The following is a 25731-nucleotide window of genomic DNA, read 5'->3' as shown; positions in this document are numbered from 1 at the left end:
TTAGGCGTACAAACGCCCAGCCAACCACGGGCGTTTTTTGTGCTCGCTGCTTTATGGCGGCTGCGCGCAGGAGGTCTTCGGACCTGCTGGGTGTCCTAAACAGGCCCGGTCTTGCACACCTGCGCACGGTCGCCACCCTCATTCGCGTGCAAGCGAACGGTGGCGCTCCTTACTAACTGTTTAGGAGCTTCATCATGATCAAACCTACCCCTAATCCGCCCCTCTTCACCGTAAATCCCCACCAAAACACCGAAGCTTTGCTGACCAACGCCAGCGAAACCCTGTGCTCCCTCAACGCACTGACCTGCAACTTGGCCTTCGACCTGGACCCCGCCCAGCGCGCGAGCATGTTGGCGATTCAGCAAATGGCAGAGCTGAGTCAACTGTTGGTCGATAGAGCACTGGAACAAGTCAGCCCTGCTTAAGCGGTCCCTGATTGGAACCGCTATCTAACACACACCACCGAACACATGTGGGAGCTGGCTTGCCTGCGATAGCGGACTGTCAGCCGACACCTTCATAGCTGACCCACCGCCATCGCAGGCAAGCCAGCTCCCACCTTTGATTTTCATTTGGCTTGAATCCAGCATTCACTGATGTTCCGTTACTCCAACCGTAACGATCCACCGCCGGGCTTGATTGATGCCCCCCACATTCACTCCTAAGGTACAGCCCACGACAGCAAACCCCGTGGAGCGACCATGACAACAACCATCACCCCCGATTCGCGCTGGACGCGGCGGCGCGACGAGAAGCAGCGGCGGCTCGGGCTGGTCAAGCAGTACGCAGACGGGGCGGTGTTGCCCAGTGACAAAATCGTCGAGGCGTTGGAAGCGCTGATCCTCCCCGGCGACCGGGTGGTGCTGGAGGGCAATAACCAGAAGCAAGCCGATTTTCTCTCGCGCTCACTGGCCAAGGCCGACCCGACCAAGCTCCACGATTTGCACATGATCATGCCCAGTGTCGGCCGTTCCGAGCACCTGGACCTGTTTGAAAAGGGCATCGCGCGCAAGCTGGATTTCTCCTTCGCCGGCACCCAATCCCTGCGCATCAGCCAGTTGCTCGAAGATGGCCTGCTGGAAATCGGCGCGATCCACACCTACATCGAACTCTACGCACGGCTGGTGGTTGACCTGATCCCCAACGTGGTGCTTTCGGCCGGTTTCATGGCCGACCGCGCCGGCAATATCTACACCGGCGCCAGTACCGAAGACACTCCGGCGCTGATCGAACCCGCTGCGTTCAGCGATGGCATCGTCATCGTGCAGGTCAACCAGTTGGTCGACGATGTCACCGACTTGCCCCGTGTCGACATCCCGGCGAGCTGGGTGGATTTTGTGGTGGTGGCCGACAAGCCGTTCTACATCGAACCGCTGTTTACCCGCGACCCGCGTCATATCAAGCCGGTGCATGTGCTGATGGCGATGATGGCGATCCGTGGCATCTACGAAAAACACAATGTGCAGTCGCTCAACCACGGCATTGGTTTCAACACCGCCGCCATTGAGTTGATCCTGCCGACCTACGGCGAGTCCCTGGGCCTCAAGGGCAAGATCTGCCGCAACTGGACCCTCAACCCGCACCCAACCCTGATCCCCGCGATTGAAAGCGGCTGGGTGGAAAGCGTGCATTGCTTCGGCACCGAACTGGGCATGGAAAACTACATCGCCGCCCGCCCGGATGTGTTCTTCACCGGCCGCGACGGCTCGATGCGCTCCAACCGGATGTTCTGCCAACTGGCTGGCCAATACGCGGTGGACCTGTTTATCGGCGCCACGCTGCAAGTGGATGGCGACGGGCATTCCAGCACCGTGACCCGTGGCCGTCTCGCTGGTTTTGGTGGCGCGCCGAACATGGGCCACGACCCACGCGGCCGCCGTCACGGTACGCCTGCCTGGCTCGATATGCGCCACGACGACGCGCCGGAGGCCTTGCTGGAACGCGGCAAAAAGCTCGTGGTGCAAATGGTCGAGACCTTCCAGGAAGGTGGCAAACCCACCTTCGTCGAAACCCTCGACGCCGTGGAAGTCGCGCGCAAAAGCGGCATGCCGCTGGCGCCGATCATGATCTACGGCGACGACGTCACTCACCTGCTCACCGAAGAAGGCATCGCCTATTTGTATAAGGCACGCTCGCTGGAAGAGCGCCAGGCGATGATCGCCGCCGTTGCAGGCGTCACCGCCATCGGCATGCGCCACAACCCCAAGGACACTGCGCGCATGCGCCGCGAAGGCTTGATCGCCTTGCCCGAAGACCTCGGCATCCGCCGCACCGACGCCACCCGCGAGCTGCTCGCCGCCAAGAGCGTGGCCGATTTGGTGGACTGGTCCGGTGGCCTGTATAACCCGCCCGCCAAGTTCAGGAGCTGGTAAATGCGCGCCCTCAAACTGCATGAACTGAGCCTCGCCGATCGCCTGGCGGATATGGCTGTGGATGCCTTGATTGATGAGGCTGACCTGTCACCCAAACCCGCATTGGTAGACCGTCGCGGCAATGGCGCCCATAGCGATTTGCACCTGGGCCTGATGCACGCCTCGGCGCTGTCGTTGTGGCCGATGTTCAAGGAAATGGCCGAAGCGGCGCTTGAGTTCGGTGAAGTGGGTTTGCCCTTGCGCGAAGCCCTCGGGCGTATCGGGCGCGAAGGTGAGCAAGCCATGCTCGCCACCACCCAAGGCGTGAATACCCATCGCGGCGCGATCTGGGCCCTCGGTTTGCTCACTGCCGCAGCGGCTCTGGAGCCACGCGCTGTCACGCTCACCGCCGCCAAACTGGCCTTGCTCAACGACCGTTTCGCCCCGCAACCGCTAAGCCATGGCGCGCAAGTCGCGCAACGCTACGGCGCACGCGGTGCCCGTGAAGAAGCGCAATTGGGCTTCCCTGCCGTGGTGCAACGCGGCCTGCCGCAGTTGCACAAAAGCCGCCGGCAAAACGCCGGTGAACAGAATGCGCGCCTGGACGCCTTGCTCGCGATCATGACCGACCTGGCCGACACCTGCGTGCTCTACCGAGCCGGCACCGAAGGCCTGCGCGCCATGCAACGCGGCGCCCAGGCGGTGCTGGACGCTGGCGGTAGCGCAAGCCTCGCCGGGCGCCGCCAACTGCACGACCTTGACCAGCAACTCCTGGCCCTGAATGCCTCCCCCGGCGGCGCCGCCGACCTGTTGGCCGCCTGCCTGTTTATCGACCGCCTCGACGGAGCGTTGTGATGGAAACCTTATCCTTTGAATTCCCCGCCGGGCAGCCGCCCAAAGGCCGTGCGCTGGTGGGTTGCGTCGGCTCCGGCGACCTGGAAGTGCTGCTGGAACCGGGCACGCCCGGCACGCTGACCATTCAAGTGCAGACTTCGGTGAATGGCGCCGAGCAACGCTGGCAGCATCTGTTCGAACGGATCTTCCAGGAGCAGACGCCACCGGCCTTGAAGATTGACATCCACGACTTCGGCGCCACGCCCGGCGTGGTGCGTTTGCGCCTGGAACAGGGTTTCGAGGAGATCGGCCATGACTGATTTACTCAACAAGCACAGCTTCGTCGAACTCGGTGCGCGGCAGCGAGCCAAGGCGTTGCTGGACAGCGGCACTTACCGCGAACTGATCGACCCGTTCCAACGCGTGATGTCGCCGTGGCTCAGCCGCCAAGGCGTGGTGCCGCAAGCGGATGACGGCGTGGTGATTGCCAAGGGCAGTATTGCCGGGTTGCCAGTGGTAGTGGCCGCAATTGAAGGCAATTTCCAGGGCGGCAGCCTCGGTGAAGTGGGCGGCGCCAAAATCGCCGGTGCCCTTGAACTGGCTGCCGAAGATAACCGCAACGGTGTTGCCACCCGTGCCGTGCTGTTGCTGGAAACCGGCGGCGTGCGCTTGCAGGAAGCCAACCTTGGGCTGGCGGCGATTGCCGATATCCATGCGGCGATTGTCGACCTGCGCCAGTACCAGCCGGTGATTGGTGTGGTGGCGGGCAGCGTCGGTTGCTTTGGTGGCATGTCCATCGCCGCCGGGTTGTGCAGTTATCTGGTGGTCACCCGCGAAGCACGCCTGGGCTTGAATGGCCCACAAGTGATCGAGCAGGAAGCGGGGTTGGAAGAGTACGACTCCCGCGACCGGCCGTTTATCTGGAGCCTTACCGGCGGCGAGCAACGCTTCAACAGCGGCCTGGCCGACCGTTATGTGGCGGACGATGTGGCGCACATCCAACAGACCGTCAGCGCCTTGTTGCAACAGGGTTTGCCCGAGCAGCAGCGCAGCCGTCAGATCGACTTCTACCTGGCGCGCCTTACCGAGCTGGACGCAACGCCGCAAATAGACCCCGCGACGGTGCGCGACCTGTATCAAGGAGAACGTCCATGAGAGGCTTGCAGTGGTTCAACGCATTGAGCGTCGGCGCAACGCCTGTCGAAGGGTTGCCCGACTCATTGAAGGTTGCAGACGGCGTAGTGGGTGAACAGGCCGTGCGCTTTATTGCCGTGGTCACCGATGCGCAAAATCGTTTCCCGCGTGCGCGCAACGGCGAAGTCGGTTTACTGGAGGGCTGGGGTCTTGCCAAGGCTGTCGACGAAGCCATCGAGAAGGGCGACAAACGCCCCATCATCGCTATCGTCGATGTACCCAGCCAAGCCTACGGCCGTCGCGAAGAAGCCCTCGGCATCCATCAGGCCCTGGCCGCCGCCGCCGACAGCTATGCCCGCGCTCGCTTGGCCGGGCACCCGGTGATTGCGCTGCTGGTGGGCAAAGCCATGTCCGGTGCATTCCTTGCTCACGGTTATCAGGCCAACCGCATGATCGCCCTGCGTGACCCTGGCGTGATGGTGCACGCCATGGGCAAGGCCTCGGCGGCGCGGGTGACCTTGCGCAGTGTTGAAGAACTCGAGGCCCTGGCCGCCAGCGTGCCGCCCATGGCCTATGACATTGACAGCTATGCCAGCCTGGGTTTGCTCTGGGAAACCCTGTCGGTCAGCCAGATTGAACAGCCCACCGCGGACGACGTGACGCGGGTCAGCGATTGCCTGCTGCGCGCCATTGAAGATATCCACAGCCCGGATCTGAAAGGGCGCCTCGGTGCGAGCAATCGCGCCGCCTCAAGCCACGTACGCCAACTGCTGCGGGAGCAATGGTGAACGCCCACGACTTGCTCTGGGGCATGACCCCGGCGCATCTGCCCGCTGATGCGCCGGCCTGGGTGCTGGAGGTGATCAGCGCCGGTCACCCGGTGGTGGTGCGTCGCGCCACGGTCGAGCCGGGTGACGTGGCTGTGGGTGTGCGCGGGCGCTTGCGTGAGCAGCGCTTTGCGGCGCTGATGCCCCTTGTGGCAGTGCAACGACGCGTGACGCCGCAAGATTTGCGCGGTGTGGTCTCGTCGCGGGATCTACCGGCATTGCGCGCGCTTGATCAACTGCGCCCAGTGCTGGCGCAGCAGGACTGGGGCGTCACCGGCAGTGCAGGGTTCGAGCTGGCCAGCGGCATTGAAGCACTGCATGCCCAAAGCGATCTGGATTTGATGCTGTGCACACCCGAGCCATTTGAGCGCAACGCCGCACGCAATCTGTTGGCGTTGTTGGACTCGGCCGAATGCGCTGTCGACCTGCAACTGCAAACCCCGTTTGGCGCTGTCGCCTTGCGTGAATGGGCTGGCGAATCACACCGGGTTCTGCTTAAAACCACCCACGGCGCGCACCTGGTACTTGACCCTTGGCAGGCCGTGGCATGAGCAGCCTTCTGGTATTTCCGGGGCAGGGTGCCCAACGCGCGGGCATGCTTCAAGCGTTGCCTGATCACGTCCTGGAAGAAGCCAGTGATGCATTGGGCGAAGACGTAAGCCAGCTCGATTCAGTCCAAGCCCTGGCCAACACTCGCGCTGTGCAACTCTGCCTGTTGATCACCGGTGTGGCCCACGCCCGCCAATTGCAACGCACGCCTGATTACGTGGCGGGCCTGTCCATCGGCGCCTACCCTGCAGCCGTCATCGCTGGTGCGCTGGAGTTTGCTGACGCGGTTAAGCTGGTGAGCCTGCGCGGCGAACTGATGCAAAACGCTTATCCACAAGGCTTTGGCATGACCGCGATCATCGGCCCGCAGTTATCCACAGTCGAAACGCTGCTGGCTGAAATCCACAGCCCGCAAACCCCGGTGTACCTGGCCAACATCAACGCCGACAACCAGACCGTCATCGCCGGCAGTGACGAAGCCATGCAGCGTGTCGCGCAACGGATCAAAGGCAACGGCGTGGCCAAGCGCCTGGCCGTGAGCGTGCCATCCCATTGCGTGCTGCTGAACGAACCCGCCGAGGCATTGGCGCAGGCGTTTGTAACGCTTAAGGCGCCGCGCATCACCTACCTGAGCAGCACCCGCGCGCGGCCGATCCACAACCCCGAGCAACTGCGCGACGACCTGGCTTTCAACATGTGCCGCATCGTCGACTGGCGCGGCACCGTGCAAAGCGCCTACGAGCGTGGTGTGCGCCTGCAAATCGAATTGCCGCCTGGCGCGGTACTCACCGGCCTGTCCCGCCGTGTCTTCGAGCAAGGCAGCGTAATCGCCTATGAAGGCGCACGCCTGGACACCTTGCAGGCCCTGCTGCAAGAGGAGGAGCGCCGCCACCGATAAAGCACCACCCAAGGCTTTCGAAGCACAAAAACAACAATTTCGATGAAGCACTTCGAGGACAACAACAATGATTATTTACGGTGTGGCGTTTCTGGCGCTGTGTACGTTGATCGGCCTGTTTATCGGTGAGTTGCTGGGCAAGTGGATGGGTATTCCGGCCAACGTCGGCGGGGTGGGTATCGCCATGTTGCTGTTGATCGGCCTGGGCAGTTACCTCAGTAAACGTGGGCTGTTTACCGGCAAGTCGGAGCAGGGCGTGAGCTTCTGGGCGGCGGTGTATATCCCTATTGTGGTAGCGATGGCGGCCCAACAAAACGTGTACGGCGCAATCAAGGGCGGGCCGATGGCGATTCTGGCCGGCACGCTCGCTGTAGTGCTGGGTTTTGCCCTGGTACCGGTGTTAGTGCGCATCGGCAACCGCAAGCCTGTTGCGGTTGTTCCCACTAAAGAAGCCGGGTGATCGCCATGTACGAATCCATGATGAAAGTGATCACCGGCTACGGCCTGATCAGTGGTTTTGCCGTGATCGGCTTGACCATGTGGGTGTCCTATTGGATCTCCGACACCTTCACCAAAGGCCGGCTGCACGGTTCGGCCATCGCCATTTTGCTCGGGCTGGTGCTGTCGTATGTGGGCGGCGCGTTTACCGGCGGCGCCAAGGGTGTTGTGGATATTCCGTTGCTGTCGGGCATCGGCTTGCTGGGCGGCGCGATGCTGCGGGACTTTGCCATTGTTGCCACGGCGTTTGGCGTGAGTGTGGATGAACTCAAGCGCGCCGGTTATGTGGGCGTGCTGGCGCTGTTTGTCGGCGTGGGTTCCTCGTTCGTGGCTGGCGTTGGAGTGGCGCTGGCGTTTGGTTATACCGATGCCGTAAGCCTCACCACTATTGGTGCGGGCGCCGTGACCTACATCGTTGGCCCGGTGACGGGCGCGGCGATTGGTGCCAGCTCCGAGGTCATGGCGCTGTCGATTGCCGCAGGGTTGATCAAGGCCATTCTGGTGATGGTGATGACGCCGTTTGTAGCGCCGTTAATCGGGCTGAATAACCCACGCAGTGCGGTGATTTTCGGCGGGCTGATGGGCACGTCCAGCGGCGTGGCCGGTGGTTTGGCAGCGACCGATCCGAAGCTGGTGCCATATGGTTGCCTGACGGCGGCGTTTTACACGGCGCTGGGCTGTCTGCTGGGACCGTCGTTGCTGTTTTTGCTGATGCGCGGGTTGGTGGGCTGACCTGAGCCGGCCTCATCAATGATCGTTCCCACGCTCCGCGTGGGAATGCCTCATGTGACGCTCCGCGTCACGCCTTTAAGAGCAGACGCGGAGCGTCCAGGGCTGCATTACCACGCAGAGCGTGGGAACGATCGGTGTCAGGTTTGGCGGTTGGCATACATCCGACACTCCGCCAGCAACGCCAGCAAGTTCGGATCACGCTCCTTGGCCTTCAAAAACACCACGCCAATATGCTGCTGCAACCGATACCGCGGTTGCAGCGGTATGAGCTTCACGCGGTTCTCATACACCGCTGCAATCCGCCCTGGCAGCAACGCATAACCCACGCCTGAACTGACCATGCTCAGCAGCGTGAAAATGTCATTGACCTGCATCGCCACCTTCGGCTCAAAGCCCGCCTGCTTGAACACCCGATTGCCGTCCTGATGGGTGGCGAAGCCTTGGGTGAGGGTAATGAAAGTAGCGTCGCGCACATCCGCCAAGTCGATTTGCTGCTCACGGTCGAAGGGTGAATCGGCTGGAGTGGCGAGGAAGATGTCGTCGGAAAACAGCGCGATCTGTTCGCAGTCGGGGTCGTTGGCGTGGTCATCGAGGGAGATGAGGATCGCGTCGACTTCCATGTTCTTGAGTTTGTAGAGCAAGTCAAAGTTGGAACCCAGGATCAGGTCGATATTGAGTTCGCTGCGCCTGATTTTAAGGCCCATGATCAATTGCGGCACGGTTTTGACCGTCAGCGAATACAGCGAGCCCAGCTTGAAGCGCTCGGCGGAAAACCCGGCGGCTTCGCGGGTCAGGCGCACGCTGTCGACCACATCGGCGACCAGTTTCTGCGCGCGTTCTTCGAGCACGTAGGCACTTTCCAGCGGCGTGAGGTTGCGCCCTTCGTGTTTGAACAACGGGCAGCGCAGCGCATTTTCCAGCGAGTGAATAGCGCGGTGCACGCTGACGTTGCTGGTTTGCAGCTCGGCAGCGGCGCGGGCCAGGTTGCCGGTGCGCATGAACGCCAGGAAGATTTCCAGTTTCTTGAGGGTGAACTCTTCGTCGATCAGCATGGCCGTGGCTCGGGTTCGAATGCTGTCGATTGTGCCCCTAAAACCCGTTCACTCCCAGCGATGCGCTGCACAGGCCCAGCACCAGGCGGGTGTACCGAAGGGAACAGGTACAGCCCGCGCACGGTCACAATCGCACCCGGCAAGCCATGCAGGTGGCGATATTGGGGCCGGGCCATGGAGATTGCCGTATGTGGGAGCTGGCTTGCCTGCGATGAGGTCTGTCAATTATTGAATGATGGGCTGACACACCGCTATCGCAGGCAAGCCAGCTCCCACAGGACTCAGTGAGTGATCCATCGGCACGGGGTCGTTGGGCAAAGGCAGAAATGCGTGTTACCTGTAACAGTGCCGGTAGCGTCACAATGGTCCTGGCACAACCATGTGGTAACGGTTATTCGAGGTGAGTGACACATGTATCACGGGGAACGATTCAACGCCTGGAGCCATTTGGCCGGGGCGGTCGCCGCGTTTGTCGGCGCAGTGTGGATGTTGGTGGTGGCGAGCCTGGACGGCAGCCCCTGGAAGATCGTCAGCGTGGCGATTTATGGTTTTACCCTGCTGGTGCTGTACAGCGCGTCCACCGTGTACCACAGCGTGCAGGGGCGGCGAAAAGAGATCATGCAGAAGGTTGATCACTTTTCGATCTACCTGCTGATTGCCGGCAGCTACACCCCCTTTTGCCTGGTGACGCTGCGCGGGCCGTGGGGCTGGACGCTGTTTGGAATCGTGTGGGGGCTGGCGGTGATCGGCATTTTGCAGGAGATCAAGCCGCGTTCCGAGGCGCGGATTCTGTCGATTGTGATCTACGCGGTGATGGGCTGGATTGTGCTGGTGGCGGTCAAGCCACTGATTGCCGCGCTGGGCACGGCGGGGTTTATCTGGCTGGCGTCGGGCGGGGTGTTGTACACCGTCGGCATCATCTTTTTTGCCCTGGAGGATCGCCTGCGGCATTCCCATGGGATCTGGCATTTGTTTGTGATCGGCGGCAGTTTGCTGCACTTTGTGGCGATCATGCACTACGTGCTCTGACCTGTGGGAGCTGGTATTTTTGGGAGCTGGCTTGTGTGGGAGCTGGCTTGCCTGCGATAGCGTCGGCACATTCAATACCGCTATCGCAGGCAAGCCAGCTCCGACATTACAAGCGTTCCAGCAGCTCTCGCGCTCGGTTGCCGAAAATGTCCAACAGGTTCGCCAACATATGTGGCGGTGGCTCATCAGCGCGGGTCAGGGCGTACAGGGTGATCGGCAACGGCGGCGTGAGCGGGCGAATGCAGGTGGTCGCCGTTGACGCGCCGAGGGCGGTAAACGGGTCGATGACCGTCAACCCGGCACCTGACTCTACCATCGCCCGGGCCAGGGAATAGGTCTGTACGGCAATGCTCACCCGTGGCGGTGGGTCGACGTTTTCCAGGTAGCTGTCGAGCTTGGCGGCCAACGGGTCGGCACTCGACAGGCCAATCAACGGCGCACCCGCCAGGTCCGCCAATGGCAGGGGCTTGCTCAGCTCGGCATCCGACCAATAACCCTTTGACGCCAGCGCCACCAACACGCCATTGGCCAGCACCTGCGTGGTCAGCCCCGGATGGCCGGAGAAGTTCAGCGTCAGCGCCAGGTCAATCTCACGCATCAACAGCTTCTGCACCAGCTCGCGGCTGTGGTCGCTGGACAGCTCACAGGCAATGTCCGGGTAGTCGCGCTTCCATTCCAGAATCGCCGGCGGCAGCAGCGACAGGGCCAGTGCCGGAATCGCACCAATACGCACACTTTGGCCCGGCTCACGGCGCAGGCTCTTGGCCAGGCGCCGCACGCCTTGCAGGCTTTCGGTGACTTTCTCGACTTCGCTTTCCAGCGCCAGCGCTTCCGGTGTGGGCTGCAGTTTGCCGCGCACCCGTAAAAACAGCGCAAAGCCCAACTGCAACTCGGCGTGCTGCAGCACCTTGGTCACCGCCGGTTGCGAGACGTGCAACAGCTGCGCGGCGGCGCTGACGGAGCCGGTCTGGCGGATGGCCTGGAAGATTTCGATATGACGCAGGCGCATGGCAAGTCCATAACCTTTGTTTATAGATGACCTATCTTTATTCATTGTCGGCGACCTGTCACCTGGCCCTAGGCTTGGTGCCAGTCAATTCAATAGCGGGTGGCAGCAATGGCCAAGCGGGTTTGCATCATCGGTGGTGGCGTTATCGGCTTGGCAAGCGCCTATGCCCTGGTGCGTGCAGGCCATGAGGTGACAGTGATCGACACGCGGGACAGCCTCGGCAGCGAGACCAGTTTCGCCAATGGCGGGCAACTGTCCTACCGCTATGTCGCGCCGTTGGCCGACAAAGGTGTGCCGCTGCAAGCCATCGGCTGGTTGCTGCGCGGTGATTCGCCGCTGAAGCTGCGCCCGCGTCTCGACCCGCAGCAATGGCGCTGGATGGCGGCCTTTATCTGCGCCTGCCGTGGCTCGGTGAACACGCGCAATGCCGCGCACCTGCTGCGCCTGGCGTCCTTGAGCCAGGCCACGCTGGAGCAATGGCGCGAAGGCGATCGCCTGGAAGGTTTCGACTGGCGCCGCAACGGCAAACTGGTGACGTTTCGTAACGCTGCCTCCTTTGAGCATGCGCGCAGCAAGGTCAGCAATAACGTGCAGCAGCAAGTGTTGTCCGTGGCCGATTGTGCGCACTTGGAGCCAGCGTTAATGGGCGCCGACTTTCTCGGTGGCATCTACACGCCGAACGAGGAGGTGGCTGACTGTCACGCCTTCTGCCAACGGCTGGCGGCCTGGCTTGAAGCCTCGGGGCGCTGCAGGTTTTTGCTGGGCCGCAAGGTCACTCGCATACGCCACGCCGACGGCTCGGTGCAGGCCATCGAGTTGGGTGACGAGGTGATGGCGGTGGATCAACTGGTGCTGGCGGCCGGGCATCGCAGCGCGCAATTGGGTTTGCCAGGGTTGTCATTGCCACTGTATCCGCTCAAGGGCTACAGCCTGAACGTGCCGATTGGAGCGCATCACCAGGCGCCGAACGTGAGTGTCACCGACTATGACCGCAAGATCGTGTATGCGCGCATCGGCGAGCAACTGCGGGTCGCGGCCATGGTGGATATCGTCGGCTTTGATGCAGGCCTTGAGCCCAAGCGCCTGGCGCTGATGAAACGCCAGGCCATGGAGACATTCCCAACGGCCGGCGATTACACCCACGCGGTCGAATGGGCCGGCATGCGCCCGGCAACGCCCACCGGCGTGCCGCTGATCGGCGCCAGCGCCTATCGAAACCTGTGGTTGAACCTGGGCCACGGTGCCCTGGGTTTTACCCTGGCCTGCGGCAGCGGGCAATTGCTGGCCGAACTGATCAGCGAGCACGCGCCTTCCATTGATATGCAGGGCCTCACGCCCCGCGCTGCATAATTGGATTCATCACCAGCAACGGAGAATAACAATGAAAAAAATCCTGTTGACCGGCTGCACTCTGGGGCTGCTGTTTGGCGCACAGGTTCAGGCCAATGAAGCCCCGCTGGACGGCACCTTGAGCAAGATCGCGAATGCCAAGTCGATCACCTTGGGTTATCGCGATGCCTCGGTGCCGTTTTCCTATGTGGGCGACAACAGTGGCAAGCCCATGGGCTATTCGGTGGAGTTGGCGAGCAAGATCGTTGAGCGCATCCAGCAGAAAATCGGGGTGGCCAAGCTGAATGTTAAGTACAACCTGGTGACCTCTCAGACCCGTATTCCGCTGGTGCAAAACGGCACCGTCGACCTGGAATGCGGTTCCACCGGTGTCACCGCCGAGCGGCAGAGGCAGGTGGCGTTTTCCTACGGGTTTATCTATGTGAAGGGCCAACTGCTGACCGCCAAGGACAGTGGCATCCAGGGTTTTGAAGACCTCAAGGGCAAGAATGTGGTGACCACGGCCGGCACCACCAATGAACGCTTTCTCAAGCGCTACAACGCCGACCACAAAGCCAATATGTTTGTGATCAGCGCCAAGGACCATGGCGAAGCGTTCAAAATGCTCGAGACCGGCCGCGCAGTGGCGTTCTACATGGACGATGCGTTGCTCTACGGTGAGCGCGCCAAGGCCCGAGACCCGCACCACTGGGTGGTGGTGGGCAAGGAACAGTCGCGGGAGATTTACAGCTGCATGCTGCGCAAGGACGACCCGCAGTTTCTAGCGGTGGTCAACGAAACGCTCGCCGACCTGTACCGCTCCGGGGAGATCAACGGGATTTACCAGCGTTGGTTTGAACAGCCGATTCCGCCCAAGGGCCTGAACCTGGAGTTTCCGATGACCAGCGAGTTGAAAGCGATTATTGCCAAGCCGGTGAGTGACCCGGTGGAGTGATAGCCGCAATGATCGTTCCCACGCTCCGCGTGGGAATGCAGCCTTGGACGCTCTGCGTCCCAATTTGAGGTCGTGACGCAGAGCGTCACAGGAGGCTTTCCCACGCAGAGCGTGGGAACGATCGGGCGAGGTTAGAAGTCGCCCCAGAGTTGCTGGGCCACGCTCAATGCCACGACCGGCGCGGTTTCGGTGCGCAGCACCCGCGGGCCGAGGCGGGCGGCGTGGAAGCCGGCAGCTTGGGCGGTTGCGACTTCTGCGTCGGTCAACCCACCTTCGGGCCCGATCAGGAACGCCAGGCTCGATGGCTTGGCGTGGCTGACCATCGGCTCGGCCACCGGGTGCAGCACCAGCTTCAAATCCGCCTCGGCTTGCTTCAACCAGTCGGCCAGTAACAGCGGCGGGTGAATCATCGGCACTGTCGAACGCCCACATTGCTCGCAGGCGCTGATCGCCACTTGGCGCCAGTGCAGCAGGCGTTTGTCGGCGCGTTCGTCCTTGAGGCGTACTTCGCAGCGGTCGCTGAAGATCGGCGTGATTTCATTCACACCCAGTTCGGTGGCTTTCTGGATCGCCCAATCCATGCGCTCGCCCCGGGACAGCCCTTGGCCGAGGTGGATGTGCAGCGGTGATTCGGTCTGGCCCGCAAAGCGTTCCGTGAGTTGCACGGTAACGCGTTTTTTCCCGACTTCCAGCAAGGTGCCGAGGAATTCCTGGCCGGAGCCGTCGAACAGTTGTACGGCGTCGCCTTCACCCATGCGCAATACGCGGCTGATGTAATGCGCCTGGGCTTCGGGCAATTCATGGTCGCCGATGCTGAGCGGGGTGTCGGTGAAAAAGCGGGACAGTCTCATTTCTGTTCTCTGGAAGTGGTGTGCAGAGCGGACGCGGAGCGTGGGAACGATCATACAAAACCTGTGGGAGCCGGGCTTGCCCGCGATGGCGGTGGACCCGACGCCCGATCAGTTGAGTGAACTCAATTAACCCGGATCCCGAAAGCCTGGGTGAAAATCTTTTGGCACCGCAACACTGACAGTGCTGTTGGTGGCGATATCAATCCCTTCGCTGGCGACTTCAGCCAGGAAGTCGATCTGTTCCGGCGTTATCACATACGGCGGCAGGAAATACACCACGCTGCCCAGCGGCCGCAGCAGCGCACCGCGCTCCAGGGCATGCTCGAACACCTTCAAGCCACGGCGTTCCTGCCACGGGTAGGCGGTTTTGGTGGCTTTGTCCTGAACCATCTCGATGGCCAGCACCATGCCGGTCTGGCGCACTTCCGACACGTGCGGGTGGTCCACCAGGTGCGCGGTGGCGGTGGCCATGCGCTGGGCCAGGGCCTTGTTGTTTTCGATGACGTTATCTTCTTCGAAAATATCCAAAGTCGCCAAGGCTGCCGCGCACGCCAGCGGGTTGCCGGTGTAGCTGTGGGAATGCAGGAAGGCGCGCAACGTCGGGTAGTCGTCGTAGAAGGCGTCGTACACATCGTCGGTGGTGACGACCGCCGCCAATGGCAGGTAACCGCCGGTGAGGGCTTTGGACAAGCACAAAAAGTCCGGGCGGATGCCGGCTTGCTCACAAGCGAACATGCTGCCGGTGCGGCCGAAGCCGACGGCGATTTCGTCGTGAATCAGGTGCACGCCATATTTGTCGCAGGCTTCACGCAGCAGCTTGAGGTACACCGGGTGGTACATGCGCATGCCGCCGGCGCCCTGGATCAGCGGCTCGACGATCACGGCGGCGACGCTGTCGTGGTTTTCGGCCAGGGTCTGTTCCATGGCCAGGAACATGTTGCGTGAGTGCTCTTCCCAGCTCATGCCCTCGGGGCGCAGGTAGCAATCCGGGCTTGGCACCTTGATGGTGTCGAGCAGCAAGGCTTTATAGGTTTCGGTAAATAATGGCACATCGCCCACGGACATCGCGGCAATGGTTTCGCCGTGGTAGCTGTTGGTCAGGGTGACGAAGCGCTTCTTGTTCGGCAGGCCATGGTTGAGCCAGTAGTGAAAGCTCATCTTCAGCGCGACTTCGATGCACGACGAGCCGTTGTCGGCATAGAAACAGCGGGTCAAACCTTCAGGCGTCATCGCCACCAGGCGTTCGGACAATTCGATCACCGGCTGGTGGCTGAAACCGGCGAGGATCACGTGTTCCAGCTGATCCACCTGGTCCTTGATGCGCTGGTTGATGCGCGGGTTGGCGTGGCCGAACACATTGACCCACCAGGAACTGACGGCATCGAGGTAGCGCTTGCCTTCGAAGTCTTCCAGCCATACGCCTTCGCCACGTTTGATCGGGATCAGCGGCAGTTGCTGGTGGTCTTTCATCTGGGTGCAGGGATGCCACAGCACCGCGAGGTCGCGTTGCATCCACTGGTTATTCAAGCCCATCGGTTATCTCCTCGAAGCGGCCCTGCGCCCGGCGCAGGCGAAACAATCGCGCAAGCCTATGCAATGCCAGGCGGCGTCACAACCCATTACGGATGAATTGGCAGTAAAGGCAGGACGATCTGTCACGTTTATCAGGAATAGTCCTTAATCCATTGTTAACGTACTGTGCATACTCTCTTGATCGTATTTCTCGATATTTCAAAGCGAAATTTTCCGCTTTAATTCGATAGGTAAATCGCTAGTCTTGGGCACAGTTCTTACGGGATTTGGGACATGCAGCTACGTAATTCATCGGCCCGTTATGGCTGGGTCAGCATTGTTTTGCACTGGGGCGTAGCCCTGGTGGTGTTCGGTTTGTTCGCGCTGGGCCTGTGGATGGTCGGCCTCGACTACTACAGCGCCTGGCGCAAAGACGCGCCCGACCTGCACAAGAGCATTGGCATCACGCTGTTCGCCATCATGCTGGTGCGTATCGTCTGGCGCATTGTCAGCCCGCCGCCACCACCGTTGGCCAGCTACAGCCGAATGACGCGTATTGGCGCTGCGTTTGGCCACGCGTTCCTGTATCTCGGGCTGTTTGCCGTGATGATCGCCGGTTACCTGATTTCCACCGCAGACGGTATCGGTATCCCGGTGTTTGGCCTGTTTGAGATTCCTGCTGTGGTTTCCGGGCTACCGGACCAGGCAGACAACGCCGGCTTGGTGCATTTGTACCTGGCCTGGGTGTTGGTGGTCTTCGCCGGTTTGCATGGCGTGGCCGCGTTTAAACACCACTTTATCGATCGTGATGCGACCCTGACACGAATGCTGGGACGCAAAGCCTGATGTTCAACCTCGACTCACAAGGAATAGAAAGCATGTTGAAAAAGACTCTCGCCGCTCTGGCAATCGGTTCCGCACTGCTGTCCGCAGGTTCGGCGATGGCCGCTGATTATGTTGTCGACAAGGAAGGCCAGCACGCCTTCGTTGACTTCAAGATCAGCCACTTGGGCTATAGCTTCATCACCGGTACTTTCAAGGATCTGGACGGCAAGTTCAGCTTTGACGCCGCCAAGCCTGAAGACAGCAAAATCGAGTTCAACGTCCGTACCGCCAGCGTATTCACCAACCACGCCGAACGTGACAAGCACATCGCCAGCAAAGACTTCCTGGACGTTGGCAAGTTTGCCGATGCCAAGTTCGTCTCCACCAGTGTCAAAACCACCGGTAAAAATGCTGCAGGCCAAGTCACTGCCGACGTGACCGGCGACCTGACCTTCCACGGCGTGACCAAGCCGATCGTGGTCAAGGCCACGTTCCTGGGCGAAGGCAAGGATCCATGGGGCGGCTACCGTGCCGGCTTTGAAGGCACCACCAGCTTCAACCGTCAGGACTTCGGCAAGCAGATGGACCTGGGCCCAGCGTCCAACACTGTTGAGCTGTACGTGACTTTTGAAGGCGTAAAAGCGAAGTAATTATTTCGCTGTTTCAAACGCCAAGCGCCGACCTCAGGGTCGGCGTTTTGCTGTGCGCTGTTCAAAGGCTTTCTTGATACATCGTCACTTGGCCCTTGAGCCAAGTGTGCAACAAGGTCAACTGCGCCGACGGTTTGCTGCCCGCAGGCCAGACTATGTAATAGCGTGAGGTGTGCGCCGGTTCAATGTCGGTGAGCCGGACCAGCTCCCCGCGTTGAATCAGTGCATGGGCAATCGAGCGGCGTGTCAGCGCGACGCCGTGCCCGAGCCGCACGGCTTCGAGCATCAACGTGGAATCGGTGAACTCCAGCGGCGCTTGCGGACGTTGCCCCTCGATACCTGCGGCGCCCAGCCAGATCGGCCAGCTCTCACTGGCGTGCAGCAACGGCTGCTCAAGGACGGCTTGCGCCGTGTCCGGCAGCACGCCGTGGTTGAAGTCGCGCGCGGCGACCACCAGCAATGAGTCACCCATCAGCGTTTCGCAATGCACATCCGGCCACTGGCCATGACCGAAGCGAATCGCGCAATCAAGCGGGCCTTGCTCGAAGCTGGCGAACTCCATGCTCGACTCCAGCCGCAAGTGCAGCTCGGGGTGAGCCGCCCTGAAATCATGCAGGCGCGGCAACAACCAATGCATGGCGTAGGAAGGCAGCACCGAAGCGGTCAGCTGTGGGTGCCTGGTTTTTGCCATCAGTTTTTCGGTGATCCCGGCGATTTCGCCCAGCCCCTGCCTGATCTGGTAGGCATACACGCGGCCTTCATCCGTCAGCATCAGCGTGCGCTTGTTGCGCATGACCAAAGCGAGGCCCAGGTACTCTTCAAGGGCGCGAATCTGATGGCTGACGGCACTGTGGGTCACGTGCAGTTCGAGGGCGGCCAGGTTCACTTTGCCCAGTCGGGCCAAGGCCTCGAAAGCACGCAGCGCGGCAAGGGGAGGCAGTTTCAAAGTGTGAATTCCTTTCACAGAAAAGCCTAATAATAGCCGCTATACGTGAAATGAGTGGACTATCAATAATGGCGGCAAGTTATTTATTCAAATAACACCGTGTTGAAACTGTCGGGAGTTGTGCGCCATGATTGATGAGATTCAAGCGTTTCTGAACGATTACTTTAGTGTGTTGCAAACTCAGGATTTGAATACGTTCGATCAAGTCTTTCATCGTGGCTGCGTGTTATACAGCGCACAGAACTCGACCGTGGTCGTGCGGCCGTTCGATGAGTACCGGACCATGGTTCAAGGCCGAAAGTCGCCGCAGGAAGGCGGTTTTCCGCAGCTTGATGAGGTATTGATGATTGACGTGATGTCGCCGGAAATGGCCATCGTCAAAGTGCGCTTGCGCTTGTTCAATAACGTGATGGTTGATTATTTGAACCTGATGAAAGTTGACGGTCGCTGGATGATCTTTGCCAAGCTTTTTCATAAGGCCGGTGAAGTGGCTGATCAATAAGCTAACGCCTGGATGCAAAAACGCCCCGATTAATCGGGGCGTTTTTGTTAGCGTCGAAAACTCAGCGGTTGCGGGTCAGCAGCGCTGGTTTTTCACCACGAGGGCGGCCTGGCAGTTGATCCAGCTGCTCAGGTGTCGGGAAGCGATCCGCTTTCGACTCCTTGTGGATGATCTTCGGCGCCGGACCACCGCGCGGGTTCTGCACGGCGGGTTCCGACAAGCGTGGCTGGTCGTCACGGGCCGGACGGCGGTTGTTGCTGCGCGAGTCTTCACGACGGGCCTGGCCGTCACGGGGGGCGCCATTACGCGGGCCGTTGCGCTTGGCAGGTGGCGTACCGGTGGTACCGCCGCTGCTGTTGCGCGGGCCATTTTGACGACCGCCCTGTGGCTGGCCGCCACGTGGAGCACCCGTGCCTGCGCCCGCACCTTGTGCCGGGGCACCAGGACGGCGGCCACGGCCCTGGGCCGGCTTGGCCTGAGGCACGTAGTCAACGCGGTTACCGAAGTTATCCACATCGTCGTCGAGGAACTCGTCCGGGGCGCGGTCGGCAGCGGCACGTGGCGGCTGGCTCGGCTGGCGCTGTTCGCGGGCCGGGGTGCCTTCACGGGGCTTCTGCTCACGGGCTGGGCGTTCGCCACGGCCGTTGGTAGGCGCTTTTTCCTTGCCGCCTTTGTCTTTGCCCTTGTCGCGACGGCCACCGCCACCACCGCCGCCGTTCGGGCCATCGCCCTTCGGACCGCGTGGGTTGCGTGGGTTACGCACGTCCGGACGCTCGCGCGCTTCAGGCTTTTCGGCCTCCACGGCGCTGGAGTCGAAGCCCATCAGGTCGCCGTCGGCGATTTTCTGCTTGGTCATGCGCTCGATGCTTTTCAGCAGCTTTTCTTCGTCCGGAGCGACCAGGGAAATGGCCTCGCCCGAACGACCGGCACGGCCGGTACGGCCGATACGGTGCACGTAATCTTCATCGACGTTCGGCAGCTCGAAGTTGACCACGTGTGGCAATTGGTCGATATCCAGGCCGCGCGCGGCGATATCGGTGGCGACCAGGATGCGCACAGTGCCGGCCTTGAAATCGGCCAGGGCTTTGGTGCGCGCGTTCTGGCTCTTGTTACCGTGGATGGCGACGGCGGTGAGGCCGTGCTTGTCCAGGTACTCGGCCAGGCGGTTGGCGCCGTGCTTGGTGCGGGTAAACACCAGCACCTGCTCCCACGCGCCGTGGGTGATCAGGTGCGCCAGCAGCGAACGCTTGTGGCTGGCTGCCAGGCGGAATACGCGTTGCTCGATACGCTCGACCGTGGTGTTCGGCGGCGTGACTTCGATGCGTTCCGGGTTGTGCAGCAGCTTGCCGGCCAGGGCGGTGATGTCTTGGGAGAACGTTGCCGAGAACAGCAGGTTCTGACGTTTGGCCGGCAGGCGGGCGAGGACCTTTTTCACGTCATGGACAAAGCCCATGTCGAGCATGCGGTCGGCTTCGTCCAGCACGAGGATTTCCACGTGGGACAAATCGACGCTGCCTTGGCCGCACAGGTCGAGCAAACGACCCGGGCAGGCTACCAGCACGTCAACACCACGGGACATGGCCTGAACCTGTGGGTTCATGCCGACGCCGCCGAAGATGCAGGCGCTGACGAACTTCAAGTCGCGGGCGTACAGCTTGAAGCTGTCGTGCACTTGGGCGGCGAGTTCGCGGGTTGGGGTCAGGACCAGTACGCGCGGTTGGCGCGGGCCGTGACGCTGGGATTTGTCCGGGTGACCGTTGGGGAACAACCGCTCCAGAATCGGGAGGGCGAAACCACCGGTTTTACCAGTACCTGTCTGCGCCGCAACCATCAGGTCGCGACCTTGCAACACGGCGGGAATGGCCCGCTGTTGCACCGGAGTAGGCTCGGTATAGCCCGCTGCCTCGATGGCGCGGACTAAAGCCTCGGAGAGACCGAGGGAAGCAAAGGACATGAGTAATCCTGTTTTAGTTAGGGCTTGGCCCAAAGGGATAATCTTGCCGGGCGTGAATGGCGCTTAGGGGAGCGCAACCCCGTCCGGTCCTGCTGCGTCTGGCGGGCACTCCACCGGCTCGCGCGGGCTGAAAGCTGCGCAGTAGCTGGGTTAGGTGCCTTTTTCAAGACCTCAGCGGCCGGGCGTGAGCCTGGCGGAAAGGCCGGAGTATAACAGAGCAATCACGGCGCGCCGCTTTCCTGCTGCTCAACGGTGTGTTCAGGGGCTGTATTGGCTTGGATTCCGCCATATTTGGCGCTTAAGGCTGCGTAGGCAGGCTCTTGCTTGAAGCGCTTGAGCTCGGCGGCAAAGCGTTGCACCAGCAGGTCCATGCCGGCGCCACGGCGCACGGCTAAAAATTGCGGCTGGCGGCTGACCACCAGCGGCGCCTGGCTGACCTTGCCTTCCAGGCCCATGGCCTTGATCACATGCTGGCCGACTCGACGGTCCGTAATCACCAGGTCAATGCGGCCCAGCGACAGTTTGCCGAAGTTGGCCTCATGGCTGGGCGCCGGCTCGCGGTCGAACAGGCTGGATTCGCTGAAGGCCTCGCCATACAGATAGCCTGGTGACGTGCCGACCGTCAGCCCGCGCAGGTCATCCAGGGTCTGGGCCGGATGAGGGCGGTCGTTGGCATAGAACAGCACGAACTCGACAGCCGACAACGGTTCGCTGGGGTAAAGCAGCAAAGCATCGCGCTCATGGCTGTGGAAAATATCCAGTGCGCCATCGGCGTGGCCCTGGTCCAGCATGGCCAGGCAACGTTTCCAGGGCAGGAATTGCCACTCCACCTCCACCCCCAGGCGTTGGAACACGATCATCGTGGTTTCGTAATCCAGGCCGCGCATGCTGCCGTTGTCGTCGTACACATAAGGTGCCCAAGGCTCGGTGACAACGCGCAATTTCTCGCCGTAAGCGGTGAAGCTCAGGCAAGCAAAAAGCACAGCGGTCAACAGCTTGAGAATGACGGGCATCCCCTGAGGTTACGATGCTCCTGCGCTAAAGAGAAGCTCTGGCACACGCATTCGCGGGCAAGTTGATGTGGCGCATTAAAAGCAAAAGGCCCTCGTATAAACGAGGGCCTTGGCATTACCAAACAAGCCTTAGCGTGGCAGCTTGAGGTTGTTCCAGATGGCCAGGCTGGGTTCAGTCTGGTTCAGGGTGTAGAAGTGCAACCCTGGTGCGCCACCTTGCAGCAATTGTTCACACATCTGTGTGATCACCTGCTCGCCGAACGCCTGGATGCTCTTGACGTCATCGCGATAAGCTTCCAGTTGCTTGCGCACCCAGCGTGGGATTTCAGCACCGCAGGCGTCGGAGAAACGCGCCAGCTTGCTGTAGTTGGTGATCGGCATGATGCCCGGCACGATAGGGATATTCACACCCATGGCCCGTACGCGCTCGACAAAGTAGAAGTAGCTGTCGGCGTTGAAGAAGTACTGGGTGATCGCACTGTCGGCACCGGCATTGGCCTTGCGCACGAAGTTCTGCAAATCGTCTTCGAAATTACGCGCCTGTGGGTGCATCTCCGGGTAAGCCGCCACTTCGATATGGAAGTGATCGCCGCTTTCTTCACGGATGAAGCTCACCAGGTCATTGGCGTAGCGCAGCTCGCCGCTGGCCATGCCCATGCCGGACGGCAGGTCGCCACGCAGGGCGACGATGCGCTTGATGCCGGCTTGTTTGTATTGGGTCAGCAGGCTGCGCAGGTCGGCCTTGCTGTCGCCCACGCACGATAAGTGCGGAGCGGCGGGAACTTTGACTTCGCTTTCGAGCTGCAGCACGGTGTTGATCGTGCGGTCACGGGTCGAGCCGCCGGCGCCGTAGGTACAGGAGAAGAAGTCGGGGTTGTAGCTGGCCAACTGCTTGGCAGTCGCCATCAGTTTTTCATGCCCAGCATCGGTCTTGGTCGGGAAAAACTCGAAGCTGTAGCGACGGTCTTGGGACATGGTCGTACCTATGGAAACTCAGAATACCGGTGTGGGAGCGGGCTTGCCCGCGATGCAGGCACCTCGGTTTTTCAGCAATACCGAGGCTATGCTATCGCAGCGGTGCGGCGATCCGACAAGCCAGCTCCTACAAAAGCCAGCTCCCCTATGGCAGCTGGCACTGGGCCGATCAGTAACGGTAAGCGTGCGGCTTGAACGGACCTTCGACGGTCACGCCGATGTAGTCGGCCTGGGTCTTGGTCAGTTGAGTCACCACGCCGCCGAAGCCGCGGACCATTTCCAGGGCCACTTCTTCGTCGAGTTTCTTCGGCAGTACTTCCACGGTCAGACGCTCGGCTTTCTGGGCCGGCGACAGGTCGGCGTACTTCTGGCCGAACAGGAAGATCTGCGCCAGTACCTGGTTGGCGAACGAGCCATCCATGATGCGGCTTGGGTGGCCGGTGGCGTTGCCCAGGTTAACCAGGCGGCCTTCAGCCAGCAGGATCAGGTAGTCGTCATTCTGCGGGTCGAAATCGCCAGCGCCGGTACGGTGAACCTTGTGTACCTGCGGCTTCACTTCTTCCCATGCCCAGTTCTTGCGCATGAAAGCGGTGTCGATTTCGTTGTCGAAGTGGCCGATGTTGCAGACTACAGCGCGCTTCTTCAGGGCTTTGAGCATGTTTGCGTCGCAAACATTCACGTTACCGGTGGTGGTCACGATCAGGTCGATCTTGCCCAGCAGGGCTTTGTCGATGCTCGCTTCGGTGCCGTCGTTCTGGCCGTTGATGAACGGCGAAACCACTTCGAAACCGTCCATGCACGCTTGCATGGCGCAGATCGGGTCAACTTCGGAGACTTTAACGATCATGCCTTCCTGACGCAGAGACTGGGACGAACCCTTGCCCACGTCGCCGTAGCCGATTACCAGGGCTTGCTTGCCCGACAGCAGGTGGTCGGTGCCGCGCTTGATGGCATCGTTGAGGCTGTGACGGCAGCCGTACTTGTTGTCGTTCTTGCTCTTGGTCACCGAGTCGTTGACGTTGATGGCCGGGATTTTCAGCTCGCCCTTGGCCAGCATGTCCAGCAGGCGGTGTACGCCAGTGGTGGTTTCTTCGGTCACACCGTGAACGCGGTCCAGAATCTGCGGGTATTTCTTGTGCAGCAGCTCGGTCAGGTCACCGCCGTCGTCGAGGATCATGTTGGCATCCCATGGCGCGCCATCTTTGAGGATGGTTTGCTCCAGGCACCACTCGTACTCTTCTTCGGTCTCGCCTTTCCAGGCGTAAACCGCGATACCGGCAGCAGCGATAGCAGCAGCGGCCTGGTCCTGAGTCGAGAAAATGTTGCAGGACGACCAGCGTACTTCGGCGCCCAGGGCAACCAGGGTTTCGATCAGCACAGCAGTCTGAATGGTCATGTGGATGCAGCCGAGGATCTTCGCGCCTTTGAGCGGCTGCTCAGCGGCGTACTTGCGGCGCAGGCCCATCAGGGCTGGCATTTCGGATTCGGCGATAAAGGTTTCGCGACGGCCCCAGGCAGCGAGGGACATGTCGGCGACTTTGTAGTCGGTAAAACCTGCAGGCGTGATTACAGCGCTCATGAAGAGCCTCCATTCGTAGTGTGCGAATGGGCGCCGTTGTGCGTTTAGTATCCAGCTGGCTAACCAGGCCGAACAACGCCCCATCCGAGCCTGACAGGTTGAACCTGCTGCAGCGCCCCTCGGACAGGTGGCGGGAGAACGGTATCAATCGAAGATGACCGTTTTGAAGCGGTGGCGATTATAGCCGTGTGCGCGGCACTTCCCAAGCCTTTCTGTCGGCCACATGCAGATCGTGCATGGGCATGATAGGCAATGGTGCATAGAGCTTGGGCGCGGGCTCTGCCATGATGTTGCCCATCATTCGGCAAGACGCTTTGGAGTGACCATGAACTTTCACACCCGCAAATGGGTAAAACCCGAAGACCTCAACCCCAACGGCACCCTGTTCGGCGGCAGCCTGCTGCGCTGGATCGACGAAGAAGCGGCGATCTACGCGATTGTTCAACTGGGCAACCAACGCGTGGTGACCAAGTACATCTCCGAAATCAACTTCGTCAGTGCCTCGCGCCAGGGTGACATCATCGAACTGGGCATCACCGCCACCGAGTTCGGCCGCACCTCGATCACCCTGACCTGTGAAGTGCGCAACAAGATCACCCGCAAAAGTATCCTCACCGTAGAGAAAATGGTGTTCGTCAACCTGGGCGAAGATGGTTTGCCGGCACCGCACGGGCGTACAGAAATCAGGTACGTCAAAGACCAGTTCAAAGACGAAACCGAGTAACTGCGAACCCAGCGGCGGCGGGCATTGAACGCTGGCGGCTGGCGACAGGTCGTACCTGAACAACACCCACCTGTTCAGGTACACCCATGGCGACTCAAGCAGACGGCAAAACCCCCAACCTGTCGCAGGAAGAGCAACAGGACGTCGACAACAACCAGCCGCCCCGCGCGGCGGTGCTGCACGAAATCATCCGCACCCAGGGCGATCAGGAACTGGAACGCAATGTGGCTGCGTTGTGGTGGTCGGCGTTGGCGGCCGGCCTGACCATGGGCCTGTCGCTGATGGGCATGGGGTTGCTCAACTCGCGCCTGCCGGATGGCGAAGCTTTCAAGGTGATCGCCAGCTTTGGCTATTGCGCGGGCTTTCTCGCGGTCATCCTCGCGCGCCAGCAACTGTTCACCGAAAACACCCTGACCGCCGTGCTGCCGGTGATGAGCAAGCCGACGCTGGCCAATGCCGGCCGCCTGTTGCGGTTGTGGACGGTGGTGCTGGTGGGCAACCTGTGCGGCACCTTGCTGGTGGCCTACGTGATGCTGCACCTGCCGATCTTCGACACCAAGACCGACATGGCCTTTCTCGAAATCGGCCGCAAGGTCATGGAAAACGACCCCGGCCAGATGTTCGCCAAGGGCATTATTTCCGGCTGGATGATCGCCACCATGGTGTGGATGATCCCGTCCATGGAAAGCGCGAAGATGTTCATCATCATCCTGATCACTTACCTGATGGCGCTGGGAGACTTCACCCACATCGTCGTCGGTTCGGCGGAAGTGTCGTACCTGGTGTTTGCCGGCGAACTGCCGTGGAAGGACTTCTGGCTGGTGTTCGCCGGGCCGACCCTGGCAGGCAATATCATCGGCGGCAGTTTCATTTTTGCGCTGATCAGCCATGCGCAGATTCGCAGTGAGAGCAGCTTGCCGGGCAAGCCCGCAGACCCGCGCCATCCCCAGCGGGTGAACAAGGACGAGTAAGCTGATTCGTCATAAATGAATGGCAAAGTCGC

Annotated in this window: 27 protein-coding genes and 1 riboswitch; of the genes, 18 read left to right on the top strand and 9 right to left on the bottom strand. The window is 60.9% G+C overall.

Features of this window, described 5'->3' with window-relative positions:
* Positions 1-194: 194 nt before the first annotated feature.
* The 10 genes from HU759_RS28650 to madM all read left to right on the top strand — a co-directional run bounded on the left by HU759_RS28650 (position 195) and on the right by madM (position 7823).
* Complete coding sequence (locus tag HU759_RS28650; protein ID WP_186617010.1) at positions 195-425, top strand: DUF6124 family protein; 231 nt, start codon at positions 195-197, stop codon at positions 423-425.
* A gap of 276 nt (positions 426-701) precedes the next feature.
* Entirely contained in the window at positions 702-2372 is a 1671-nt protein-coding gene (gene mdcA / locus HU759_RS28645) for a malonate decarboxylase subunit alpha (RefSeq protein ID WP_169987560.1), read from the top strand.
* On the top strand, positions 2373-3206 hold the full coding sequence (locus tag HU759_RS28640; RefSeq protein ID WP_138452413.1) for a triphosphoribosyl-dephospho-CoA synthase: 834 nt from the start codon (positions 2373-2375) through the stop codon (positions 3204-3206).
* Complete coding sequence (locus HU759_RS28635) at positions 3206-3505, top strand: malonate decarboxylase subunit delta (protein WP_017139433.1); 300 nt, start codon at positions 3206-3208, stop codon at positions 3503-3505. Before HU759_RS28640 ends, HU759_RS28635 begins: the two co-directional genes overlap by 1 nt.
* The gene (locus HU759_RS28630) at positions 3498-4340 is read left to right on the top strand and encodes a biotin-independent malonate decarboxylase subunit beta (RefSeq protein WP_170036815.1); all 843 of its coding nucleotides are present in this window, start codon (positions 3498-3500) and stop codon (positions 4338-4340) included. The genes HU759_RS28635 and HU759_RS28630 overlap by 8 nt, the downstream gene beginning before the upstream one ends.
* Positions 4337-5107, top strand: a complete 771-nt coding sequence (mdcE, locus tag HU759_RS28625; RefSeq protein ID WP_170036817.1) for a biotin-independent malonate decarboxylase subunit gamma — start codon at positions 4337-4339, stop codon at positions 5105-5107. Before HU759_RS28630 ends, mdcE begins: the two co-directional genes overlap by 4 nt.
* A complete protein-coding gene (locus HU759_RS28620) occupies positions 5101-5697 on the top strand; it encodes a malonate decarboxylase holo-ACP synthase (RefSeq protein ID WP_170036819.1) in 597 nt (198 codons plus the stop codon). Before mdcE ends, HU759_RS28620 begins: the two co-directional genes overlap by 7 nt.
* Positions 5694-6593 (top strand): malonate decarboxylase subunit epsilon, encoded by a 900-nt coding sequence (mdcH, locus tag HU759_RS28615; protein ID WP_170036821.1) that lies wholly within the window; start codon positions 5694-5696, stop codon positions 6591-6593. Before HU759_RS28620 ends, mdcH begins: the two co-directional genes overlap by 4 nt.
* Before the next feature lie 67 nt (positions 6594-6660).
* Positions 6661-7053, top strand: coding sequence for a malonate transporter subunit MadL (gene madL / locus HU759_RS28610; protein ID WP_017139428.1), 393 nt, complete (start codon positions 6661-6663; stop codon positions 7051-7053).
* 5 nt (positions 7054-7058) lie between these two features.
* Entirely contained in the window at positions 7059-7823 is a 765-nt protein-coding gene (madM, locus tag HU759_RS28605) for a malonate transporter subunit MadM (RefSeq protein WP_026013868.1), read from the top strand.
* 137 nt (positions 7824-7960) lie between these two features.
* Here madM and HU759_RS28600 read toward each other — a convergent pair whose 3' ends face one another.
* On the bottom strand, positions 7961-8875 hold the full coding sequence (locus HU759_RS28600) for a LysR substrate-binding domain-containing protein (RefSeq protein WP_017139426.1): 915 nt from the start codon (positions 8873-8875) through the stop codon (positions 7961-7963).
* Positions 8876-9286: 411 nt separating this feature from the next.
* On the opposite strand from HU759_RS28600, the gene HU759_RS28595 reads away from it, so the two are divergent.
* Entirely contained in the window at positions 9287-9904 is a 618-nt protein-coding gene (locus tag HU759_RS28595; RefSeq protein WP_017139425.1) for a hemolysin III family protein, read from the top strand.
* Between the two features lie 106 nt (positions 9905-10010).
* Here the strand turns inward: HU759_RS28595 and HU759_RS28590 are convergent, their stop codons facing one another.
* Entirely contained in the window at positions 10011-10913 is a 903-nt protein-coding gene (locus HU759_RS28590) for a LysR substrate-binding domain-containing protein (RefSeq protein ID WP_170036823.1), read from the bottom strand.
* Positions 10914-11021: 108 nt separating this feature from the next.
* Here HU759_RS28590 and HU759_RS28585 point away from each other — a divergent pair, with 108 nt between their 5' ends.
* Together HU759_RS28585 and HU759_RS28580 are read left to right on the top strand one after the other, a co-directional pair.
* Entirely contained in the window at positions 11022-12263 is a 1242-nt protein-coding gene (locus HU759_RS28585; RefSeq protein ID WP_170036825.1) for a D-amino acid dehydrogenase, read from the top strand.
* A gap of 31 nt (positions 12264-12294) precedes the next feature.
* The gene (locus HU759_RS28580) at positions 12295-13197 is read left to right on the top strand and encodes a transporter substrate-binding domain-containing protein (protein WP_170036827.1); all 903 of its coding nucleotides are present in this window, start codon (positions 12295-12297) and stop codon (positions 13195-13197) included.
* Between the two features lie 131 nt (positions 13198-13328).
* Here the strand turns inward: HU759_RS28580 and HU759_RS28575 are convergent, their stop codons facing one another.
* Positions 13329-14048: a 16S rRNA (uracil(1498)-N(3))-methyltransferase gene (locus HU759_RS28575; protein WP_170036829.1), complete on the bottom strand. Its 720-nt coding sequence runs from the start codon at positions 14046-14048 to the stop codon at positions 13329-13331.
* Between the two features lie 126 nt (positions 14049-14174).
* A complete protein-coding gene (locus HU759_RS28570; protein WP_170036831.1) occupies positions 14175-15581 on the bottom strand; it encodes an adenosylmethionine--8-amino-7-oxononanoate transaminase in 1407 nt (468 codons plus the stop codon).
* Positions 15582-15854: 273 nt separating this feature from the next.
* Between HU759_RS28570 and HU759_RS28565 the strand changes: the two genes are divergently transcribed.
* Together HU759_RS28565 and HU759_RS28560 are read left to right on the top strand one after the other, a co-directional pair.
* The gene (locus HU759_RS28565; protein ID WP_186617012.1) at positions 15855-16406 is read left to right on the top strand and encodes a cytochrome b; all 552 of its coding nucleotides are present in this window, start codon (positions 15855-15857) and stop codon (positions 16404-16406) included.
* Positions 16407-16438: 32 nt separating this feature from the next.
* Complete coding sequence (locus HU759_RS28560; RefSeq protein WP_026013867.1) at positions 16439-17035, top strand: YceI family protein; 597 nt, start codon at positions 16439-16441, stop codon at positions 17033-17035.
* 61 nt (positions 17036-17096) lie between these two features.
* Here HU759_RS28560 and HU759_RS28555 read toward each other — a convergent pair whose 3' ends face one another.
* The gene (locus HU759_RS28555; protein WP_017139417.1) at positions 17097-17981 is read right to left on the bottom strand and encodes a LysR substrate-binding domain-containing protein; all 885 of its coding nucleotides are present in this window, start codon (positions 17979-17981) and stop codon (positions 17097-17099) included.
* 127 nt (positions 17982-18108) lie between these two features.
* Between HU759_RS28555 and HU759_RS28550 the strand changes: the two genes are divergently transcribed.
* Positions 18109-18483 (top strand): nuclear transport factor 2 family protein, encoded by a 375-nt coding sequence (locus HU759_RS28550; RefSeq protein WP_056857726.1) that lies wholly within the window; start codon positions 18109-18111, stop codon positions 18481-18483.
* Positions 18484-18544: 61 nt separating this feature from the next.
* On the opposite strand, the gene HU759_RS28545 is transcribed toward HU759_RS28550, so the two are convergent.
* From HU759_RS28545 to ahcY, 4 genes are all read right to left on the bottom strand, one after another.
* A complete protein-coding gene (locus HU759_RS28545; protein WP_017139415.1) occupies positions 18545-20437 on the bottom strand; it encodes a DEAD/DEAH box helicase in 1893 nt (630 codons plus the stop codon).
* Positions 20438-20658: 221 nt separating this feature from the next.
* Positions 20659-21450 carry a transporter substrate-binding domain-containing protein gene (locus HU759_RS28540; RefSeq protein WP_017139414.1) on the bottom strand — a complete coding sequence of 264 codons (792 nt, stop codon included), beginning with the start codon at positions 21448-21450 and terminating at the stop codon, positions 20659-20661.
* A 129-nt stretch (positions 21451-21579) separates the two neighbouring features.
* Positions 21580-22425, bottom strand: coding sequence for a methylenetetrahydrofolate reductase [NAD(P)H] (gene metF, locus HU759_RS28535; protein WP_170036833.1), 846 nt, complete (start codon positions 22423-22425; stop codon positions 21580-21582).
* A 169-nt stretch (positions 22426-22594) separates the two neighbouring features.
* Positions 22595-24004 carry an adenosylhomocysteinase gene (ahcY, locus tag HU759_RS28530; protein WP_017139412.1) on the bottom strand — a complete coding sequence of 470 codons (1410 nt, stop codon included), beginning with the start codon at positions 24002-24004 and terminating at the stop codon, positions 22595-22597.
* Between the two features lie 21 nt (positions 24005-24025).
* Positions 24026-24131, bottom strand: a riboswitch (S-adenosyl-L-homocysteine riboswitch).
* 198 nt (positions 24132-24329) lie between these two features.
* Here ahcY and HU759_RS28525 point away from each other — a divergent pair.
* Together HU759_RS28525 and HU759_RS28520 are read left to right on the top strand one after the other, a co-directional pair.
* Positions 24330-24728, top strand: coding sequence for a hotdog domain-containing protein (locus HU759_RS28525; RefSeq protein WP_017139410.1), 399 nt, complete (start codon positions 24330-24332; stop codon positions 24726-24728).
* An 86-nt stretch (positions 24729-24814) separates the two neighbouring features.
* Positions 24815-25699 (top strand): formate/nitrite transporter family protein, encoded by an 885-nt coding sequence (locus HU759_RS28520; RefSeq protein WP_017139409.1) that lies wholly within the window; start codon positions 24815-24817, stop codon positions 25697-25699.
* Positions 25700-25731: the final 32 nt, after the last annotated feature.

Origin of the sequence: Pseudomonas sp. OE 28.3, assembly GCF_014268205.2 — a bacterium.
Lineage (GTDB): Bacteria > Pseudomonadota > Gammaproteobacteria > Pseudomonadales > Pseudomonadaceae > Aquipseudomonas > Aquipseudomonas edaphica.
This window is presented reverse-complemented; position numbering and strand designations above follow the sequence as displayed.